21 protein-coding genes are annotated in these 18,527 nt (G+C 57.2%); 5 read left to right on the forward strand and 16 right to left on the reverse strand.

Annotated elements, in window-relative coordinates; translation table 11 throughout:
- Window positions 1–4: 4 nt before the first annotated feature.
- The 4 genes from FBY01_RS25595 (at window position 5) to FBY01_RS25610 (ending at window position 4,666) form a co-directional block, all read left to right on the forward strand.
- On the forward strand, window positions 5–433 hold the full coding sequence (locus tag FBY01_RS25595) for a DUF350 domain-containing protein (protein WP_145310030.1): 429 nt from the start codon (window positions 5–7) through the stop codon (window positions 431–433).
- Between the two features lie 18 nt (window positions 434–451).
- Window positions 452–1,171: a DUF1190 domain-containing protein gene (locus FBY01_RS25600; RefSeq protein ID WP_010467288.1), complete on the forward strand. Its 720-nt coding sequence runs from the start codon at window positions 452–454 to the stop codon at window positions 1,169–1,171.
- A gap of 12 nt (window positions 1,172–1,183) precedes the next feature.
- On the forward strand, window positions 1,184–2,341 hold the full coding sequence (locus FBY01_RS25605) for a glutathionylspermidine synthase family protein (RefSeq protein ID WP_145310032.1): 1,158 nt from the start codon (window positions 1,184–1,186) through the stop codon (window positions 2,339–2,341).
- A 120-nt stretch (window positions 2,342–2,461) separates the two neighbouring features.
- Window positions 2,462–4,666: an OsmC domain/YcaO domain-containing protein gene (locus tag FBY01_RS25610; protein WP_145310034.1), complete on the forward strand. Its 2,205-nt coding sequence runs from the start codon at window positions 2,462–2,464 to the stop codon at window positions 4,664–4,666.
- Window positions 4,667–4,734: 68 nt separating this feature from the next.
- Here the strand turns inward: FBY01_RS25610 and FBY01_RS25615 are convergent, their stop codons facing one another.
- Entirely contained in the window at window positions 4,735–5,262 is a 528-nt protein-coding gene (locus tag FBY01_RS25615; RefSeq protein ID WP_010467282.1) for a single-stranded DNA-binding protein, read from the reverse strand.
- A gap of 9 nt (window positions 5,263–5,271) precedes the next feature.
- The gene (locus FBY01_RS25620) at window positions 5,272–6,669 is read right to left on the reverse strand and encodes an MFS transporter (protein ID WP_145310036.1); all 1,398 of its coding nucleotides are present in this window, start codon (window positions 6,667–6,669) and stop codon (window positions 5,272–5,274) included.
- Between the two features lie 191 nt (window positions 6,670–6,860).
- Between FBY01_RS25620 and uvrA the strand changes: the two genes are divergently transcribed.
- On the forward strand, window positions 6,861–9,695 hold the full coding sequence (gene uvrA, locus FBY01_RS25625; RefSeq protein ID WP_010467278.1) for an excinuclease ABC subunit UvrA: 2,835 nt from the start codon (window positions 6,861–6,863) through the stop codon (window positions 9,693–9,695).
- A gap of 65 nt (window positions 9,696–9,760) precedes the next feature.
- Here the strand turns inward: uvrA and bfr are convergent, their stop codons facing one another.
- The 14 genes from bfr to rplF all read right to left on the reverse strand — a co-directional run bounded on the left by bfr (window position 9,761) and on the right by rplF (window position 18,522).
- Window positions 9,761–10,225 carry a bacterioferritin gene (bfr, locus tag FBY01_RS25630; protein ID WP_010467276.1) on the reverse strand — a complete coding sequence of 155 codons (465 nt, stop codon included), beginning with the start codon at window positions 10,223–10,225 and terminating at the stop codon, window positions 9,761–9,763.
- Between the two features lie 149 nt (window positions 10,226–10,374).
- Window positions 10,375–11,829 (reverse strand): catalase, encoded by a 1,455-nt coding sequence (locus tag FBY01_RS25635; protein ID WP_145310039.1) that lies wholly within the window; start codon window positions 11,827–11,829, stop codon window positions 10,375–10,377.
- A 208-nt stretch (window positions 11,830–12,037) separates the two neighbouring features.
- Window positions 12,038–12,424: a 50S ribosomal protein L17 gene (gene rplQ / locus FBY01_RS25640; RefSeq protein WP_008145500.1), complete on the reverse strand. Its 387-nt coding sequence runs from the start codon at window positions 12,422–12,424 to the stop codon at window positions 12,038–12,040.
- A 42-nt stretch (window positions 12,425–12,466) separates the two neighbouring features.
- Window positions 12,467–13,468: a DNA-directed RNA polymerase subunit alpha gene (gene rpoA, locus FBY01_RS25645; RefSeq protein WP_003176403.1), complete on the reverse strand. Its 1,002-nt coding sequence runs from the start codon at window positions 13,466–13,468 to the stop codon at window positions 12,467–12,469.
- A gap of 22 nt (window positions 13,469–13,490) precedes the next feature.
- Window positions 13,491–14,111: a 30S ribosomal protein S4 gene (rpsD, locus tag FBY01_RS25650; protein ID WP_003210056.1), complete on the reverse strand. Its 621-nt coding sequence runs from the start codon at window positions 14,109–14,111 to the stop codon at window positions 13,491–13,493.
- Between the two features lie 18 nt (window positions 14,112–14,129).
- Window positions 14,130–14,519, reverse strand: coding sequence for a 30S ribosomal protein S11 (gene rpsK / locus FBY01_RS25655; protein ID WP_002555466.1), 390 nt, complete (start codon window positions 14,517–14,519; stop codon window positions 14,130–14,132).
- A gap of 30 nt (window positions 14,520–14,549) precedes the next feature.
- Window positions 14,550–14,906 (reverse strand): 30S ribosomal protein S13, encoded by a 357-nt coding sequence (gene rpsM / locus FBY01_RS25660; protein ID WP_003186020.1) that lies wholly within the window; start codon window positions 14,904–14,906, stop codon window positions 14,550–14,552.
- A 130-nt stretch (window positions 14,907–15,036) separates the two neighbouring features.
- Window positions 15,037–15,153 (reverse strand): 50S ribosomal protein L36, encoded by a 117-nt coding sequence (gene rpmJ / locus FBY01_RS25665; RefSeq protein ID WP_002555468.1) that lies wholly within the window; start codon window positions 15,151–15,153, stop codon window positions 15,037–15,039.
- Between the two features lie 27 nt (window positions 15,154–15,180).
- Window positions 15,181–16,509, reverse strand: a complete 1,329-nt coding sequence (secY, locus tag FBY01_RS25670; RefSeq protein WP_007896784.1) for a preprotein translocase subunit SecY — start codon at window positions 16,507–16,509, stop codon at window positions 15,181–15,183.
- Window positions 16,510–16,947 carry a 50S ribosomal protein L15 gene (gene rplO / locus FBY01_RS25675; protein WP_010467269.1) on the reverse strand — a complete coding sequence of 146 codons (438 nt, stop codon included), beginning with the start codon at window positions 16,945–16,947 and terminating at the stop codon, window positions 16,510–16,512.
- A gap of 3 nt (window positions 16,948–16,950) precedes the next feature.
- Window positions 16,951–17,121, reverse strand: a complete 171-nt coding sequence (gene rpmD, locus FBY01_RS25680) for a 50S ribosomal protein L30 (RefSeq protein WP_147213289.1) — start codon at window positions 17,119–17,121, stop codon at window positions 16,951–16,953.
- Window positions 17,122–17,123: 2 nt separating this feature from the next.
- Window positions 17,124–17,624 (reverse strand): 30S ribosomal protein S5, encoded by a 501-nt coding sequence (gene rpsE / locus FBY01_RS25685; protein WP_007943782.1) that lies wholly within the window; start codon window positions 17,622–17,624, stop codon window positions 17,124–17,126.
- A gap of 3 nt (window positions 17,625–17,627) precedes the next feature.
- Window positions 17,628–17,978, reverse strand: a complete 351-nt coding sequence (gene rplR, locus FBY01_RS25690) for a 50S ribosomal protein L18 (protein ID WP_003186037.1) — start codon at window positions 17,976–17,978, stop codon at window positions 17,628–17,630.
- A 10-nt stretch (window positions 17,979–17,988) separates the two neighbouring features.
- Window positions 17,989–18,522, reverse strand: a complete 534-nt coding sequence (gene rplF / locus FBY01_RS25695; protein ID WP_003176412.1) for a 50S ribosomal protein L6 — start codon at window positions 18,520–18,522, stop codon at window positions 17,989–17,991.
- Window positions 18,523–18,527 lie beyond the last annotated feature (5 nt).

The raw sequence follows: 18,527 nt of genomic DNA on the forward strand, positions 1-18,527 counted from the left end.
GTCCATGCTAGAAGCACTCTCTATCTCCTTGAACAAAGCCGCCGTGTTCGGGTTTGTTTCGTACATCATCGGCGCCGCGGTATTGTTCGCACTGTTCCAGTTCATCTACACCCGCATCACCCCGCACAAGGAATTCGAACTGATCCGTTCCGGCAACGTAGCCGCTGCGATCGCCCTCGGCGGGGCCATCATCGGTTTCGCCATTCCGGCGAGCAACGTGATTGCGTACTCGATCAGCATCCTCGACTTCGTGGTCTGGGCGGTCATTGCAGCCCTCGTTCAATTGCTGGCATTTCTGGTGACCAGCCTGGTGCTCAAAGGCACCTCCGAGCGCATCAAGAAAGGTGAAATCGCGGCGGGCATCTACGTGGCAGCCGTGGCCATCAGCGTCGGCATGTTGAACGCCGCGTGCATGACTCCTTCCCAGAACTGATTGCGCCCGGAGATCCCGATGAAACGAAGCAAGTACGTTCAGCTTTCGCTGGCAGCGTCGGTCGCCATGGCGATATCAGGCTGCGGGCCGACGGAAAAAACCTACGCGGTGCAGAAGAAGTACAACTTCCAGTCCGTTCAGCAGTGTGCCGATGAAAAGCTCCCGGTGGACGTGTGCTCGGACGCCTACATGACGGCCATGGCCGAGCATCGCCGCATTGCGCCGGTGTACGACAGCCAGGCGGATTGCGATGCCGACTTCGTCGCCGACTGGTGCCAACAGGATTCCGCCGGCAAGTTCATCCCCAAGCTCGGCGGCTTCGAACTGACCGCTGATGGCCAGGTGACGCAATCCCAGGTGGACGCGGCCAAGGCTCAATTACCCGCCTCGGAAGCGGCAAACACGGGTGGCTCGGGCTTCTCCACCAGCAGCCTGCTGACCGGCCTGCTGATCGGCAACATGCTGAGCAGCAACCGCAACAGTTACTACTCCGAGCCGGTCTACCGCTATCGCGATGACCGCGGCAGCTACTCGAACTCGACGCTCAGCCAGCGGATTGCCAAGGGCTCGACGTTCACCAAGTCCAATCAGGCAAGGTACGGCAGCAGCAACTACGCCGACTCGGTTCGCTCTTCTACCAGCAAGCCGGTCTCCGTTGCCTCGTCCACCTCCCGTGGCGGCTTCGGCAGCAAGGCCAGCGCACGCAGCGGCTGGGGCGGCGGCGGATCGAGCAGTTAAGGAAACCGGGCCATGAAGAAGATCCATTGCGCAGAGCGTCCTGACTGGAAACAGACCGCCGAGAATCTCGGCTTTCTGTTCCACACCATCGACAACGAACCCTACTGGGATGAGAGCGCGTATTACCAGTTCTCGCTCAAGCAGATCGAGAACGATCTCGAAGACCCGACCACCGAGATCCATGGGATGTGCATGGACCTGGTGGCCCGCGTGGTTCAGAGCGAGGAGTTGCTGGAGCGCCTGAGCATTCCCGCGCCATTCTTCGACATGGTGCGCACCTCATGGCTCGAAGGTCACCCGCACCTGTACGGGCGCATGGATTTCTCCTACAACGACACCGGGCCCGCCAAGTTGCTGGAACTCAATTACGACACGCCGACCAGCCTGTATGAGGCGGCGGCGTTTCAGTGGGGCTGGCTGGAGCAATGCATAGAACGCGGCTTGCTGCCCAAGCATGCCGACCAGTTCAACAGCATCGACACCAAACTGCATCAGGCCTTCGCTCAATTGCAGCTCAAGCAACCCTTCTATTTTGCCTCGATGAAAGACTCGGTCGAAGACAAGGGCACTACCGACTACCTGCGGCTGGTGGCGGAAAAGGTCGGCATCGAATCACGCCACATCGATATCGAAGACATCGGCCTGACCAGTGACGGACGTTTCGTCGACCTCGAAGATCGCTGGATCCCTCACCTGTTCAAGCTGCACGCCTGGGAGTTCATCTTCCACGAGCCCTTCGGTGCAGCGATTGCCCAGAGTGATACGCAATTTTTCGAACCGGCCTGGAAATCCATCATCTCCAACAAAGGCATCCTGCCGCTGTTGTGGGAATTCAACAAAGGTCATCCAAACCTGCTCGCGGCGCACCTGGATACCGAGCCGGGCAAAGCCGTACCAAAAGGCTGGGTGCGCAAGCCGTTCTTCTCCCGGGAAGGTGCCAATATCGAGCTGCAAACTGCTGACGGCCTGATCGTGAAAGAGGACGGCCCCTACACCGATGCGCCGTTTATCCTTCAGGAGTTCGCGCCGCTTCCGCAGTTCGGCGACAGCTTTACGTTGATTGGCTCCTGGGTAATCGGCGATCAGGCGGCGGGGATCGGTGTACGTGAGGACAACAGCTTGATCACCAAGGATTCGAGCCGGTTCTTGCCGCATCTGATACTCGACTGACCGCTCCATCGCCCACTAAAAAGGCCCGGTGAGGACATATCGACAGACGCCCGCAAGACTTATGGCTGAAATGCCGGATAATGGCGGCCATTCGTTTAGCCGTTATTCTGGTAATCCCCCATGGAAATCAAGGTCAACTTTCTCGACAACCTTCGACTTGAAGCCAAGTTCGACGACTTCACGGTGGTGGCCGATCAACCTATCCGCTACAAGGGCGATGGCTCGGCGCCGGGTCCGTTCGACTATTTCCTGGCGTCGTCGGCGTTATGTGCGGCGTATTTCGTGAAGTTGTACTGCGACACTCGCAGTATTCCCACCGAAAACATCCGCCTGTCGCAGAACAACATTGTTGACCCGGAAAACCGCTACAACCAGATTTTCAAGATCCAGGTCGAGTTGCCCGCGGACATCTCCGACAAGGACCGCCAAGGCATCCTGCGTTCCATCGACCGTTGCACCGTGAAAAAAGTGGTGCAAGCCGGGCCTGAGTTTGTGATCGAAGAGGTGGAAAACCTCGACGCCGATGCCCAGGCGTTGCTGATGCCTGCTTCTACCTCAGAGGCGAGCACCTATATTGCGGGCAAGGATCTGCCGCTGGAGCAGACCATCGCCAATATGTCGGCCATTCTGGCGGACCTGGGCATGAAGATTGAAATCGCCTCGTGGCGCAATATCGTGCCCAACGTGTGGTCGCTGCATATCCGCGATGCGCACTCGCCGATGTGTTTTACCAACGGCAAGGGCGCAACCAAGGAAGGCGCGCTGGCGTCGGCGTTGGGCGAGTTTATCGAGCGACTCAACTGCAACTTCTTCTACAACGACCAGTTCTGGGGCGAAGAGATCGCCAACGCGCCGTTTGTGCATTACCCGGACGAACGCTGGTTCAAGCCTGGCCGTAAAGATGAACTGCCGAGCGAAATACTCGACGCGCACTGCCTGAAGATTTACAACCGCGACGGCGAGTTGCGTGGCTCCCACCTGATCGACACCAACTCGGGCAATGAAGAACGCGGCATCTGCGCGCTGCCCTACGTGCGCCAATCGGACGGCGAAGTGGTGTATTTCCCGTCCAACCTGATTGAAAACCTGTTCCTGAGCAACGGCATGAGTGCCGGTAACACGCTGGCCGAAGCCCAGGTGCAGTGCCTGTCGGAGATCTTCGAGCGCGCGGTAAAACGCGAAATCATCGAAGGTGAATTTGCCCTGCCGGATGTGCCCGCCGATGTGCTGGCGAAGTACCCGGGAATACAGGCCGGTATTCAGGCGCTGGAGGAGCAAGGGTTCCCCGTATTGGTGAAGGATGCGTCCCTGGGGGGGGAATTCCCGGTGATGTGCGTCACGTTGATGAACCCGCGTACCGGCGGCGTGTTCGCCTCGTTCGGCGCTCACCCGAGCCTGGAAGTGGCGCTGGAACGCAGCCTGACCGAATTGCTCCAGGGCCGTAGCTTCGAAGGCCTCAACGACTTGCCCCAGCCGACGTTTGAAGGTCATGCGGTGACCGAGCCGAATAACTTCGTCGAGCACTTCATCGATTCCAGCGGCGTGGTGTCGTGGCGCTTCTTCAGTTCCAAGTCGGACTACGAATTCGTGGAGTGGGACTTCTCCGGCCAGGGTGAAAACTCGAATGCCGAGGAAGCCGCGACCTTGTTCGGCATTCTCGAAGGCATGGGCAAGGAAGTGTACATGGCGGTCTACGAGCATATCGGCGCGACGGCATGCCGCATCCTGGTCCCGGACTATTCGGAAATCTATCCCGTGGACGACCTGATTTGGGATAACACCAACAAAGCGCTGTTCTTCCGCGCCGATATCCTGAACCTGCATCGCCTGGACGACGAAGAACTGCAAGCGCTGGCTGAGCGTCTGGTGGAAAGTGAGCTGGACGACTACACCGACATCACCTCCCTGATCGGCATCGAGTTTGACGACAATACCGCTTGGGGTCAGCTGACAATCCTGGAGTTGAAACTGCTGATTTATCTCGCCTTGCAGCAATTTGAAGAGGCCAAAGAGGCGGTGGAGATGCTTCTGCAGTACAACGACAACACGGTTGAGCGCGGCTTGTTCTACCAAGCTGTCAACGCGGTGCTGGAGATGAAGCTGGACGAAGACCTGGAGCTGGAAGACTACGAGGCCAATTTCCGTCGGATGTTTGGTAACGAACGGATGGATGCAGTGATCGGCTCGGTGGACGGCAGTGTACGCTTCCATGGTTTGACGCCGACCAGCACCAAACTGGAGGGGCTCGACAGACACCTGCGGTTGATCGAAAGCTACAAGAAGCTGCACTCGGCACGGGCCAATGTGACCACGTTGGCCGGTTAACAGCGGCAACAAAAAAGCGAAGCCATATGGCTTCGCTTTTTTTGTCTACGGTTCTGAAAAACTGCGGATCAGAACGGGATATCGTCATCAAAGCTGTCGAAATCCGGAGCCGGTTGTGGCGCTGCCTGCTGTGGAGGCGGAGCCTGACGCGACTGCTGCGGTGCTGACTGCTGCGGGCGCGGAGCCTGCTGGCGTGGAGCCGGGGCGGACTGCTGGTAGTTATTGCCCCCGCCTTGTTGGTCGCCCTGCTGTGGACGGCCGCCGAGCAGTTGCATGGTGCCTTGCATGTCGACCACGATTTCGGTGGTGTAACGCTTGATACCGTCTTTTTCCCACTCGCGGGTCTGCAGCTTGCCTTCGATGTAGACCTGCGAACCTTTACGCAGGTATTCACCGGCGATCTCGGCCACCTTGCCGAACATCGAAACACGGTGCCATTCAGTCTTCTCGACCTTCTGACCGGTTTGCTTGTCGGTCCACTGTTCGCTGGTCGCCAGACTCAGGTTGGTCACGGCGTTACCGTTAGGCAAGTAGCGAACTTCGGGATCCTGGCCGCAAGTGCCGACCAATATGACTTTGTTAACCCCACGGGCCATAACGTTCTCCTAGGCTACGCACGCTGCCCCGGCCGGGTTGTTCACCAGGCGCTCAAGGGTGGTGCGATCCAATAGTTCTGTGTCCAATTTGATGTAAATCGCCGCTTCATCAGCAACGATTACCGCATCTGTTACCCCTACGACGGCCTTCAGGCGGTCAACCAACCCCGCTTCGCGGATCGCCTCGGGCGACAGCGGCAAGCGCAGACTCGTCACGTAGGGAGGTTCACGCATGGTAACAGCAAAGGCCAGCCAAAGTGCAGCCAGGCCGGCGCATCCGAGGAATACGACCGACAAACCGCCGTGCTGGAACATCCAGCCGCCGAGGATCCCCCCCAGCGCCGAACCGAGGAACTGGCTGGTGGAATAAACCCCCATCGCCGTGCCTTTGCCGCCCGCCGGTGAAACCTTGCTGATCAGCGATGGCAGCGAAGCTTCCAGCAAGTTGAACGCGGTAAAGAACACCACCGTCCCGATCACCAGAGCCCGCAGGCTGTCGCCGAACTGCCAGAAGAATAGCTCAGTGAGCATCAGCGTCAGCACTGCGCCCGATAAAACTCGTTTCATTTTGCGTTTCTTCTCGCCGTAGATAATGAACGGGATCATGGCGAAGAAGGAGATCAGCAGCGCGGTGAGGTAGACCCACCAGTGCTGCTCTTTGGGCAGCCCGGCTTTTTCCACCAGGGCCAGGGGCAATGCAACGAAGCTCGACATCAACATCGCGTGCAACACAAAAATGCCAAGGTCCAGGCGCAGCAGGTCCGGGTGCTTTAGCGTCGGCATCAGCGCCGAACGGGCGACGCCGGACTCACGGTGCTGCAACGGTCCGGTGGAACGCGGCACCATGAACATGACGATCACGATGCCGAACAGCGCCATGCCGCCCGTGGCGAGGAACAACCCCGACAGGCCGAAGGCGCGGGTCAACAGCGGCCCGACAACCATGGCCACTGCGAAGGACAGACCAATCGTCATGCCGATCATGGCCATGGCTTTGGTCCGGTGCTGCTCGCGGGTCAGGTCTGAAAGCAACGCCATCACCGCGGCGGAAATAGCCCCGGCGCCTTGCAGGATGCGTCCGGCGATGACGCCCCAGATCGAATCGGCATTGGCTGCCAGCACGCTACCGAGGGCGAAGATGATCAGCCCGAGGTAAATCACCGGACGACGGCCGATGCGGTCGGAAATGAAGCCGAAAGGAATCTGAAAGATTGCCTGGGTCAGGCCGTAAGCGCCAATCGCCAGTCCGATGAGGGCCGGGGTCGCTCCTGCCAGATCCATCCCATAGGTCGCCAGTACCGGCAACACCATGAACATGCCAAGCATACGGAAGGCGAACACCAGGGCCAGCCCGCTTGCTGCGCGGGTCTCACTGCCACTCATGCGTTCGCTGTGGGGATCGTGCATGGAAAAACCTCATGTGAACCGGCGGCGATTCTACCAGTCCCATCGATTGACGGGGTATATCGCGACGCTTTGACGCGCTCCGCTGACAGACTCTTCATGTAAGACACAACTCCGCTCGTTTGATAGTGTGCATCCATCCAGTATTTGGCCGTATACTCCTACGTTTTCGACGCCCGCCAAGCGAGGCCACTTTGGACAAGATCCTGATTCGTGGGGCCCGAACCCACAACCTGAAGAACATCGACCTGACCCTGCCACGGGACAAACTGATCGTCATCACCGGCCTGTCCGGATCCGGCAAATCGTCCCTGGCGTTTGACACGCTGTATGCCGAAGGCCAACGCCGCTATGTCGAATCACTGTCGGCCTATGCCCGGCAGTTTTTGTCGATGATGGAAAAGCCTGACGTCGACACCATCGAAGGTTTGTCGCCAGCCATTTCCATCGAACAGAAATCGACCTCGCATAACCCGCGCTCGACGGTCGGCACCATCACCGAAATCTACGACTACCTGCGCCTGCTGTACGCACGCGTGGGTATTCCACGTTGCCCGGATCACGACATTCCGCTGGAAGCGCAAACCGTCAGCCAGATGGTCGACCTGGTCCTCGCGCAACCGGAGGGCAGCAAGCTGATGCTGCTGGCCCCGGTGATTCGCGAGCGCAAAGGCGAACACCTTTCGGTCTTCGAAGAACTGCGCGCCCAGGGCTTTGTCCGGGCCCGGGTCAACGGCAGGATCTGCGAACTGGATGAGCTGCCGAAGCTGGATAAGCAAAAGAAGCACTCGATTGATGTAATAGTCGACCGCTTCAAGGTCCGCGCCGATCTGCAGCAGCGCCTGGCCGAGTCGTTCGAAACCGCGCTGAAACTGGCGGACGGGATCGCACTGGTCGCGCCGATGGACGACGAGCCCGGCGAAGAGATCATCTTCTCCGCGCGCTTCGCCTGCCCGATTTGCGGCCATGCGATCAGCGAGCTGGAGCCCAAGCTGTTCTCCTTCAACAACCCCGCTGGCGCTTGCCCGACCTGCGATGGTCTGGGGGTCAAGCAGTTCTTCGACATCAAGCGTCTGGTGAACGGCGAGTTGACGCTGGCCGAGGGCGCTATTCGCGGCTGGGACAGGCGCAACGTCTATTACTTCCAGATGCTCGGGTCGCTGGCTTCGCACTACAAGTTCAGCCTGGAAGTGCCGTTCAACGACCTTTCGGCGGATCAGCAGAAATTCATTCTGCATGGCAGCGGTTCGCAAAACGTCGACTTCAAATACCTGAACGACCGCGGCGATATCGTCAAACGCTCGCACCCGTTCGAAGGCATCGTGCCGAACCTGGAACGCCGCTATCGCGAAACCGAGTCGGCTTCAGTGCGTGAAGAGCTGGCCAAGTTCCTCAGCACCCAGCCCTGCCCGGATTGCCGTGGCACGCGCTTGCGTCGTGAGGCGCGGCACGTCTGGGTGGGCGAGAAGACGCTGCCGGCGGTGACCAATCTGCCGATTGGCGATGCTTGCGAGTATTTCGGCATACTGAAGCTCACGGGCCGTCGCGGTGAAATTGCCGACAAGATTCTCAAGGAGATCCGCGAGCGCTTGCAGTTCCTGGTCAACGTAGGCCTCGACTATCTTTCGCTGGATCGCAGTGCCGACACGTTGTCCGGCGGTGAAGCTCAGCGGATTCGCCTGGCCAGCCAGATTGGCGCCGGCCTGGTGGGGGTTCTGTACATCCTCGATGAGCCGTCGATCGGTCTGCATCAACGTGATAACGATCGGTTGCTCGGCACACTCAAGCACCTGCGCGACATCGGCAACACGGTGATCGTGGTCGAGCATGACGAAGACGCTATTCGCCTGGCCGACTACGTGGTGGACATCGGGCCGGGCGCGGGGGTCCACGGTGGGCATATTGTTGCCGAAGGGACGCCGGCCGAAGTGATGGCGCATCCTGATTCTTTGACCGGCAAGTACCTGTCGGGCCGAGTAAAGATTGCCGTTCCAGCCAAACGCACACCGCGTAACAAGAAGTTGTCACTGTCGCTCAAGGGCGCTCGCGGTAACAACTTGCGCAATGTCGACCTGGACATTCCGATAGGTCTGTTGACGTGCGTGACCGGTGTGTCCGGCTCGGGCAAATCGACGCTGATCAACAATACGCTGTTTCCCTTGAGCGCTACGGCACTCAACGGTGCAACGACGCTTGAGGCGGCCGCCCACGACAGCATCAAGGGACTGGAGCATCTGGATAAGGTCGTCGATATCGACCAGAGCCCTATCGGCCGAACGCCGCGCTCCAATCCGGCGACCTACACCGGGCTGTTCACGCCGATTCGCGAACTGTTCGCCGGCGTACCGGAATCACGCTCACGCGGTTATGGTCCGGGACGCTTCTCCTTCAACGTGAAGGGCGGACGCTGCGAAGCGTGTCAGGGCGATGGCCTGATCAAGGTGGAAATGCACTTCCTGCCGGACATCTATGTCCCGTGCGACGTCTGCAAGAGCAAGCGTTACAACCGCGAGACTCTGGAAATCAAGTACAAGGGCAAGAGCATCCACGAAACCCTCGAGATGACCATCGAGGAAGCGCGGGTGTTCTTTGACGCGGTTCCTGCGCTAGCGCGCAAGCTTCAGACATTGATGGACGTAGGTCTGTCCTACATCAAGCTGGGGCAATCGGCGACGACGTTGTCGGGCGGTGAAGCCCAAAGGGTGAAGCTCTCCCGTGAACTGTCCAAGCGCGATACCGGCAAGACGCTGTACATCCTCGACGAACCAACCACTGGCTTGCACTTCGCGGATATTCAGCAATTGCTCGACGTACTGCATCGACTGCGCGACCACGGCAACACTGTGGTGGTGATCGAGCACAACCTGGACGTGATCAAGACCGCCGACTGGTTGGTGGACCTGGGGCCGGAAGGCGGCTCCAAGGGCGGCCAGATCATTGCGGTTGGTACCCCGGAGGAAGTGTCCGAGATGAAGCAATCTCACACCGGCTTCTACCTCAAGCCGCTGCTGGCTCGCGACAAGGCCTGAATCGGGCCCACGAAAAAGCCCCTGTCACTTCATCGGTGACAGGGGCTTTTTTGTATAGGGAGCAATCAGGCGTGAGATTGCAGGTAGTTCTCAAGACCGATCAACTTGATCAGACCCATCTGCTTTTCAAGCCAGTAGGTGTGGTCTTCTTCAGTGTCATGCAATTGAACCCGCAGCATCTCGCGGCTGACATAGTCCTGGTGTTGCTCGCAGAGTTTGATGCCCTTGCAGAGCGCGGCGCGGACTTTATATTCAAGTCGCAGGTCAGCGGCGAGCATGTCCGGCACAGTGGTGCCAACATCAAGATCGTCCGGACGCATGCGCGGCGTGCCTTCGAGCATCAGAATCCGACGCATCAGGGCATCAGCGTGCCCGGCCTCTTCTTCCATCTCGTGGTTGATGCGTTCGTAGAGCTTGGTGAAACCCCAGTCCTCATACATCCGCGAATGGACGAAATACTGATCACGCGCCGCCAGTTCGCCGGTCAGCAACGTGTTGAGGTAATCGATTACGTCTGGGTGCCCTTGCATCGCCCTACATCTCCCTGCATGAAAGTCTGTAGTTTGAACCAAGGCGACTGTTTGGTCACTCCGTTTACGCGATAAAAGCGAAGATATTCTGAGAAAAGTGGTTCAAATAACGCAAAAACCGCCCAAATGAGGGCGGTTCTGCTTCTCGTTTAGACTTCGTTAAGCTGTACACCCAACGCCTTTGCAATTGCTTCTCCATACGCCGGATCGGCCTTGAAGAAGTGCTGCAATTGACGATCAATCACATCACCGGAAACGCCGGCCATGGCTCCGGCAATGTTGTTGGTCAGCAGCGCTTTCTGCTCGTCACTCATGAGTCGGAACAGAGCACCGGCATGGCTGTAGTAGTCGGAGTCTTCACGATGATCGTAACGATCAGCGGCACCGCTCAATGCCAACGGTGGCTCAGCGTAGCGAGGCGCTTGTTTCGGCGAATCGACGTAGCTGTTCGGCTCATAGTTAGGTGCTGCACCGCCATTGCTGCCGAATGCCATCGAACCATCACGCTGATAGCTATTCACCGGGCTGCGGGGCGCATTCACCGGTAGTTGCTGATGATTGGTGCCAATGCGGTAGCGGTGCGCGTCGGCATAAGCGAACACGCGGCCCTGGAGCATGCGGTCCGGAGAAAGACCAACGCCCGGGACCATGTTGCTCGGGCCGAATGCCGCTTGCTCGACTTCGGCAAAGTAGTTTTGCGGATTGCGATTGAGCTCCAGCTCGCCGACTTCGATCAGCGGAAACTCTTTCTGCGACCAGGTTTTGGTCACATCGAACGGGTTCTCATAGTGCGCCGCGGCCTGAGCCTCGGTCATGATCTGAATGCACACACGCCATTTCGGGAAGTCACCGCGCTCAATCGCCCCGAACAGGTCACGCTGCGCGTAATCCGGATCGGTACCGGCCAAACGTGCCGCTTCTGCAGGCGCCAGGTTTTTGATGCCTTGCTGAGTCTTGTAGTGCCACTTCACCCAGTGCCGCTCGCCATTGGCGTTGATCAAGCTGTAGGTGTGGCTACCAAAGCCGTGCATGTGACGATAGCCGTCAGGAATGCCACGGTCGGAGAACAGAATAGTGACCTGGTGCAGCGCCTCAGGCGAGTGCGACCAGAAGTCCCACATCATCTGCGCGCTTTTCAGATTGCTCTGCGGCAGACGCTTTTGGGTGTGGATAAAGTCCGGAAATTTCAACGGATCACGGATGAAGAACACGGGCGTGTTGTTGCCGACGATGTCCCAGTTACCTTCCTCGGTGTAGAACTTCAGGGCAAAGCCACGCGGATCGCGCTCGGTATCGGCCGAACCACGTTCGCCGCCAACCGTAGAAAAGCGCAGGAACGTCGGAGTTTGCTTGCCGACCGATTCAAACAGTTTAGCGCTGGTGTACGGGGTGATGTCGCGAGTGACAGTAAACGTGCCGTAAGCACCCGAGCCCTTTGCGTGTACACGGCGCTCAGGGATGTTCTCGCGATTGAAGTGGGCAAGCTTTTCGATCAGGTGAAAGTCGTCGAGCAGCAGCGGGCCACGAGGGCCGGCGGAACGGGAATTCTGGTTGTCGGCGACAGGAGCGCCACTGGCGGTGGTCAGCGTTTTATTTTGACTCATGCGATCTCTTCCTCTGTCAGTCTTTAACTGCCGGCTATCGGCTGAGGGGGAGTATTGATCAGGAACGTTACAGCTACAAATTCATTGCGTTGCGACTATCGATAGAAAATTACTAATTACCTTTCTATTCATGCATTGATGGCAATGCTTTTCGAGCGCGCACAAAAAACCGGGCACTAGGCCCGGTTCTTCGTTTCAGACTGACGTCTTACTCAGCGGATACAGCTTCACCACCGGCAGGACGATCAACCAACTCGACATACGCCATAGGCGCGTTGTCGCCAGTGCGGAAACCGCACTTGAGGATGCGCAGGTAGCCACCCTCACGGGTAGCGTAACGCTTGCCCAGGTCGTTGAAGAGCTTACCAACGATAGCTTTCGAACGAGTACGGTCGAAAGCCAGACGGCGGTTAGCCAGGCTGTCTGTCTTGGCCAAAGTGATCAGCGGCTCAGCAACGCGACGCAGTTCTTTAGCTTTTGGCAGTGTAGTTTTGATCAGCTCGTGCTCGAACAGCGACACCGCCATGTTTTGAAACATGGCCTTGCGGTGCGAGCTGGTGCGGCTCAGGTGACGACCACTTTTACGATGACGCATGGTTCATTCCTTACCAAACACAACGTTCGGTGATTACGACGATCAGGCAGTCGCCTTGTCGTCCTTCTTAAGACTTGCAGGCGGCCAGTTGTCGAGGCGCATGCCGAGGGACAGACCGCGGGAGGCCAGAACGTCCTTGATTTCAGTCAAGGATTTCTTGCCAAGGTTCGGAGTCTTCAACAGCTCTACTTCGGTACGCTGAATCAGGTCACCGATGTAGTAGATGTTTTCCGCCTTAAGGCAGTTAGCCGAACGTACAGTCAGTTCCAGATCGTCAACCGGGCGAAGCAGGATCGGATCGATCTCGTCTTCCTGCTCGATAACCACTGGCTCACTGTCACCTTTGAGGTCGACGAACGCAGCCAGCTGCTGTTGCAGAATGGTTGCAGCGCGGCGGATAGCCTCTTCAGGATCCAGGGTACCGTTGGTTTCCAGATCAATAACCAGCTTGTCCAGGTTAGTACGCTGCTCGACACGGGCGTTTTCCACCACGTATGCGATACGGCGAACCGGGCTGAACGAAGAGTCAAGCTGCAAGCGACCGATGCTGCGGCTTTCGTCTTCATCGCTCTGACGCGAGTCTGCCGGTTCATAACCACGACCACGAGCTACGGTGAGCTTCATGTTCAGGGCGCCGTTAGACGCCAGGTTAGCGATTACGTGATCGGGGTTAACGATCTCGACATCATGATCCAGCTGAATATCGGCAGCGGTAACCACCCCCGAACCCTTCTTCGACAAGGTCAGCGTAACTTCGTCACGACCGTGCAGCTTGATAGCCAGACCTTTAAGGTTCAACAGGATTTCAATTACGTCTTCCTGTACGCCTTCGATGGCGCTGTACTCATGGAGCACACCGTCAATCTCGGCCTCGACTACTGCACAGCCGGGCATTGAGGACAACAGGATGCGTCGCAGCGCGTTGCCCAGGGTGTGGCCGAAACCACGCTCGAGAGGCTCGAGAGTGATCTTGGCGCGGGTTGGACTGACAACCTGCACATCAATATGGCGGGGTGTCAGGAACTCATTTACCGAAATCTGCATGGATGCACCTATTTTCTAGCCCTTACTTGGAGTAGAGCTCGACAATCAGGCTTTCGTTGATGTCGGCGGACAGATCACTGCGAGCAGGAACGTTCTTGAAAACGCCCGACTTCTTCTCAGTGTCTACTTCTACCCATTCTACGCGGCCACGTTGGGCACACAGATCGAGAGCTTGGACAATGCGAAGTTGGTTCTTTGCTTTCTCGCGAATCGCGACCACGTCACCAGCACGAACCTGGTAGGACGGTACGTTTACGGTCTGACCGTTAACGCTGACGGATTTGTGCGATACCAGCTGACGGGATTCGGCACGAGTAGAGCCAAAACCCATACGGTATACAACGTTGTCCAGACGGCATTCGAGCAGTTGCAGCAGGTTTTCACCGGTTGCACCTTTCTTGCCAGCAGCTTCTTTGTAGTAGCCGCTGAATTGACGCTCGAGAACGCCGTAGATACGACGGACCTTCTGCTTTTCACGCAGTTGGGTGCCGTAATCGGACTGGCGACCGCGGCGTTGGCCGTGGATACCAGGTGCTGCTTCGATGTTGCACTTCGATTCGATCGCGCGCACGCCGCTCTTCAGAAAGAGATCGGTGCCTTCGCGACGAGCGAGTTTGCATTTTGGACCAATGTAACGAGCCATTCTTTACAATCTCCTGGATTACACGCGGCGCTTCTTCGGCGGACGGCACCCGTTGTGCGGGATTGGCGTCACGTCGGTGATGCTGGCGATCTTGTAGCCACAGCCGTTCAAAGCGCGGACTGCAGATTCACGACCTGGGCCTGGACCTTTGACGTTAACGTCGAGGTTTTTCAGGCCGTATTCCAGCGCAGCTTGACCAGCACGTTCAGCAGCTACTTGAGCAGCAAACGGGGTGGACTTGCGGGAACCGCGGAAACCCGAACCACCGGAGGTAGCCCAGGAAAGAGCGTTGCCTTGACGGTCGGTGATGGTCACGATTGTGTTGTTAAAAGATGCATGGATGTGGGCGATGCCATCAACCACTGTCTTTTTAACTTTTTTACGAGGACGAGCAGCAGGTTTAGCCATGATTAATTTCCTGTCGATTCGCTGGGGCGATTACTTGCGGATCGGCTTACGCGGACCTTTACGGGTACGCGCGTTAGTCTTGGTACGCTGACCGCGCACTGGAAGACCACGACGATGACGCAGACCGCGATAGCAACCGAGGTCCATCAAACGCTTGATTTTCATGTTGATTTCGCGACGCAGGTCACCTTCAGTGGTGAACTTCGCCACTTCGCCACGCAGCTGTTCAATCTGCTCGTCGCTCAGATCCTTGATCTTTGCGGCTGGGTTTACCCCAGTCACTGCACAGATCTTCTGCGCAGTAGTGCGACCAACACCATAGATGTAGGTCAGCGAGATAACAGTATGCTTGTTATCTGGAATGTTAACGCCTGCAATACGGGCCATTCAGTGGGACTCCAATTGACAGCTACCTACGCCCCGGAAGCCAAGAAATAGGGCGCGAGATAATATCGCTGTAATAACAAATAATCAACCCGGTAGCGCACTAGCTACCGGGCTTGAAGCACAATCACACTCAGCCTTGGCGCTGTTTGTGACGCGGTTCCGCGCTGCAAATTACTCGAACAACACCTTCGCGGCGAATAATCTTGCAGTTGCGGCACAGCTTTTTCACCGATGCACGAACTTTCATCACCAACTCCTCGAACCTTATGGGTACTCAGCGCAACATGCCGCTGCCGTAACCCTTCAGGTTGGCTTTCTTCATCAGGGATTCGTACTGGTGCGAAACGAGGTGCGATTGTACTTGGGACATGAAGTCCATCACAACCACGACGACGATCAGCAACGAGGTCCCGCCAAGGTAGAACGGAACGTTTGCTGCAACCACCAGGAACTGGGGCAACAGGCATACGGCCGTCATATATAGAGCACCGAACAGGGTCAAACGAGTCAGAACGCCATCAATGTAGCGCGCAGACTGCTCACCTGGACGGATGCCCGGAATAAAGGCACCGGACTTCTTCAGGTTTTCCGCTACGTCTTTCGGATTGAACATCAACGCCGTATAGAAGAAGCAGAAGAAAATAATCCCTGCACTAAACAGCAGAATATTCAACGGCTGACCAGGAGCGATCGACTGCGAGATGTCCTGCAGCCAGCCCATACCTTCAGACTGACCGAACCAGGTACCCAACGAAGCCGGGAACAGCAAAATGCTGCTCGCGAAAATGGCCGGAATAACACCGGCCATGTTCACCTTCAACGGCAAGTGGCTAGTCTGCGCAGCAAAGACCTTACGACCCTGCTGACGCTTGGCGTAATGAACAGCAATACGACGCTGACCACGCTCAATGAACACCACAAAACCGATAATCGCTACTGCCAGCAAACCGATGGCAACCAAGGCAAAAATGTTGATATCACCCTGACGCGCAGACTCGAAAGACTGCCCGATCGCTCTCGGAAGACCGGCGACGATACCTGCGAAAATCAACATCGAGATACCGTTGCCAACACCACGCTCAGTAATCTGCTCACCCAGCCACATCATGAACATCGCACCAGCCACAAACGTGGATACCGCGACGAAATGGAAGCCAAAGTCACCAGTGAACGCAACGCCCTGCCCCGCCAGACCAATGGACATGCCAATTGCCTGAACGAGAGCGAGGACGACAGTGCCGTAGCGGGTGTACTGGGCAATCTTGCGACGCCCAGCTTCACCTTCCTTCTTCAACTGCTCCAGCTGCGGGCTGACGGCTGTCATCAGTTGCATGATGATCGATGCCGAAATGTACGGCATGATCCCCAGTGCAAAGATACTCATCCGCTCCAGCGCGCCGCCGGAAAACATGTTGAACAAGCTAAGAATGGTCCCCTCATTCTGTCGAAACAGGTCCGCGAGTCGGTCCGGGTTGATACCTGGAACCGGGATGTGTGCGCCTATTCGGTAGACGATAATCGCCAGGAACAGAAAACGCAGACGAGCCCAGAGTTCAGACATACCGCCTTTGCCGAGCGCAGAGAGAGCACCTTGCTTAGCCATTTATTCCTCGAACTTGCCGCCAGCTGCTTCGATAGCCGAACGCGCACCTTTGGTGGCGCCGATTCCCTTTCCGATGGTAACAGCGCGAGTAACTTCGCCGGACAGCATGATTTTCACACGCTGTACGTTGACGTTGATCACGTTGGCATCTTTCAGGGACTGCACAGTGACGATGTCGCCTTCCACTTTAGCCAGCTCGGACAGACGCACTTCTGCGCGGTCCATGGCCTTCAGGGAAACGAAACCGAACTTAGGCAGGCGACGATGCAGCGGCTGTTGACCGCCTTCAAAGCCTGGAGCAATGGTGCCACCGGAGCGGGAGGACTGACCTTTGTGGCCACGGCCACCGGTCTTGCCCAAACCACTACCGATACCACGGCCCGGACGATGCTTTTCGCGACGGGAACCCGGCGCTGGACTCAGATCATTGAGTTTCATCGATTAACCCTCGACACGCAGCATGTAGTAAGCCTTGTTGATCATCCCGCGATTCTCGGGAGTATCAAGTACTTCTACAGTGTGACCGATGCGACGCAGACCCTTAACGCACAGTTTGTGGTTAGGGATGCGGCCGGTCATGCTTTTGATCAGCGTAACTTTAACGGTAGCCATGATCAGAAGATCTCCTTGACGCTTTTGCCACGCTTGGCGGCAATGGATTCAGGAGACTGCATAGCTTTCAAACCTTTGAAAGTGGCGTGAACCACGTTTACCGGGTTAGTCGAGCCGTAGCACTTGGCCAGAACGTTCTGAACGCCAGCAACTTCGAGGACAGCACGCATAGCGCCGCCAGCGATGATACCGGTACCTTCAGAAGCAGGCTGCATGTACACCTTCGAAGCGCCGTGACCGGACTTCATTGCGTACTGCAGAGTGGTGCCGTTCAGATCAACTTGGATCATGTTGCGACGAGCAGCTTCCATTGCCTTCTGGATCGCAGCAGGCACTTCACGTGACTTGCCACGGCCGAAGCCAACACGCCCTTTACCATCACCTACCACGGTCAACGCGGTGAAAGTGAAGATACGGCCGCCTTTAACGGTTTTGGCTACGCGGTTAACTTGAACCAGCTTCTCAATGTAGCCTTCGTCGCGCTTTTGGTCGTTATTTGACATAACTTAGAACTCCAGCCCAGCTTCACGAGCAGCATCAGCCAGCGCCTTGACGCGGCCGTGGTACTTGAAGCCAGAGCGGTCGAAAGCCACCTGCGAGACGCCAGCGGCTTTTGCACGCGTAGCGACCAGCTGGCCAACCTTAGTGGCCGCGTCGATGTTGCCAGTGGCGCCATCACGCAGTTCTTTATCCAAAGTCGAGGCAGATGCCAGGACTTTGTTGCCGTCGGCCGAAATGACCTGGGCGTAGATGTGCTGCGACGAGCGGAACACGCAGAGACGCACGACTTCGAGTTCGTGCATTTTCAGGCGTGCTTTGCGAGCGCGACGCAGTCGAGTAACTTTTTTGTCGGTCATTTGCTATGCCCTACTTCTTCTTGGCTTCTTTACGACGGACGACTTCGTCCGCGTAGCGCACACCTTTGCCTTTGTACGGCTCTGGTGGACGGAAGTCGCGGATCTCGGCGGCCACTTGACCTACCAGCTGCTTATCGATGCCCTTGATCAGGATATCGGTCTGGCTAGGAGTCTCAGCGGTGATGCCTTCCGGCAGTTCATAATCCACTGGGTGCGAGAAGCCAAGAGCCAGGTTCAGCACTGTGCCTTTTGCTTGCGCTTTGTAACCAACACCGACCAGCTGGAGCTTACGCTCGAAGCCTTGGCTTACGCCTTGGACCATGTTGTTTACCAACGCACGAGTGGTACCAGCCATTGCGCGAGTTTGTTGATCGCCATTGCGAGCAGCGAAACGCAGCTCACCAGCTTCTTCAACGATCTCAACGGACGAATGGATGTTCAGTTCGAGAGTGCCCTTGGCACCCTTCACCGAAAGCTGTTGGCCTGCGAATTTTACTTCGACACCGGCTGGCAGCTTAACGGGGTTCTTAGCGACGCGTGACATGCTTA

Origin of the sequence: Pseudomonas sp. SJZ077, assembly GCF_007993905.1 — a bacterium.
In the GTDB taxonomy this organism is placed as follows: Bacteria; Pseudomonadota; Gammaproteobacteria; order Pseudomonadales; family Pseudomonadaceae; genus Aquipseudomonas; species Aquipseudomonas mandelii.

Excerpts from the sequence above, each read along its gene's own strand:
- FBY01_RS25595 (WP_145310030.1), top strand. The coding sequence starts at position 5 with ATGCTAGAAGCACTCTCTATCTCCTTGAACAAAGCCGCCGTGTTCGGG.
- FBY01_RS25600 (WP_010467288.1), top strand. The coding sequence starts at position 452 with ATGAAACGAAGCAAGTACGTTCAGCTTTCGCTGGCAGCGTCGGTCGCC.
- FBY01_RS25605 (WP_145310032.1), top strand. The coding sequence starts at position 1,184 with ATGAAGAAGATCCATTGCGCAGAGCGTCCTGACTGGAAACAGACCGCC.
- FBY01_RS25610 (WP_145310034.1), top strand. The coding sequence starts at position 2,462 with ATGGAAATCAAGGTCAACTTTCTCGACAACCTTCGACTTGAAGCCAAG.
- FBY01_RS25615 (WP_010467282.1), bottom strand. The coding sequence starts at position 5,262 with ATGGCCCGTGGGGTTAACAAAGTCATATTGGTCGGCACTTGCGGCCAG.
- FBY01_RS25620 (WP_145310036.1), bottom strand. The coding sequence starts at position 6,669 with ATGCACGATCCCCACAGCGAACGCATGAGTGGCAGTGAGACCCGCGCA.
- bfr (WP_010467276.1), bottom strand. The coding sequence starts at position 10,225 with ATGCAAGGGCACCCAGACGTAATCGATTACCTCAACACGTTGCTGACC.
- FBY01_RS25635 (WP_145310039.1), bottom strand. The coding sequence starts at position 11,829 with ATGAGTCAAAATAAAACGCTGACCACCGCCAGTGGCGCTCCTGTCGCC.
- rplQ (WP_008145500.1), bottom strand. The coding sequence starts at position 12,424 with ATGCGTCATCGTAAAAGTGGTCGTCACCTGAGCCGCACCAGCTCGCAC.
- rpoA (WP_003176403.1), bottom strand. The coding sequence starts at position 13,468 with ATGCAGATTTCGGTAAATGAGTTCCTGACACCCCGCCATATTGATGTG.
- rpsD (WP_003210056.1), bottom strand. The coding sequence starts at position 14,111 with ATGGCTCGTTACATTGGTCCAAAATGCAAACTCGCTCGTCGCGAAGGC.
- rpsK (WP_002555466.1), bottom strand. The coding sequence starts at position 14,519 with ATGGCTAAACCTGCTGCTCGTCCTCGTAAAAAAGTTAAAAAGACAGTG.
- rpsM (WP_003186020.1), bottom strand. The coding sequence starts at position 14,906 with ATGGCCCGTATTGCAGGCGTTAACATTCCAGATAACAAGCATACTGTT.
- rpmJ (WP_002555468.1), bottom strand. The coding sequence starts at position 15,153 with ATGAAAGTTCGTGCATCGGTGAAAAAGCTGTGCCGCAACTGCAAGATT.
- secY (WP_007896784.1), bottom strand. The coding sequence starts at position 16,509 with ATGGCTAAGCAAGGTGCTCTCTCTGCGCTCGGCAAAGGCGGTATGTCT.
- rplO (WP_010467269.1), bottom strand. The coding sequence starts at position 16,947 with ATGAAACTCAATGATCTGAGTCCAGCGCCGGGTTCCCGTCGCGAAAAG.
- rpmD (WP_147213289.1), bottom strand. The coding sequence starts at position 17,121 with ATGGCTACCGTTAAAGTTACGCTGATCAAAAGCATGACCGGCCGCATC.
- rpsE (WP_007943782.1), bottom strand. The coding sequence starts at position 17,624 with ATGTCAAATAACGACCAAAAGCGCGACGAAGGCTACATTGAGAAGCTG.
- rplR (WP_003186037.1), bottom strand. The coding sequence starts at position 17,978 with ATGACCGACAAAAAAGTTACTCGACTGCGTCGCGCTCGCAAAGCACGC.
- rplF (WP_003176412.1), bottom strand. The coding sequence starts at position 18,522 with ATGTCACGCGTCGCTAAGAACCCCGTTAAGCTGCCAGCCGGTGTCGAA.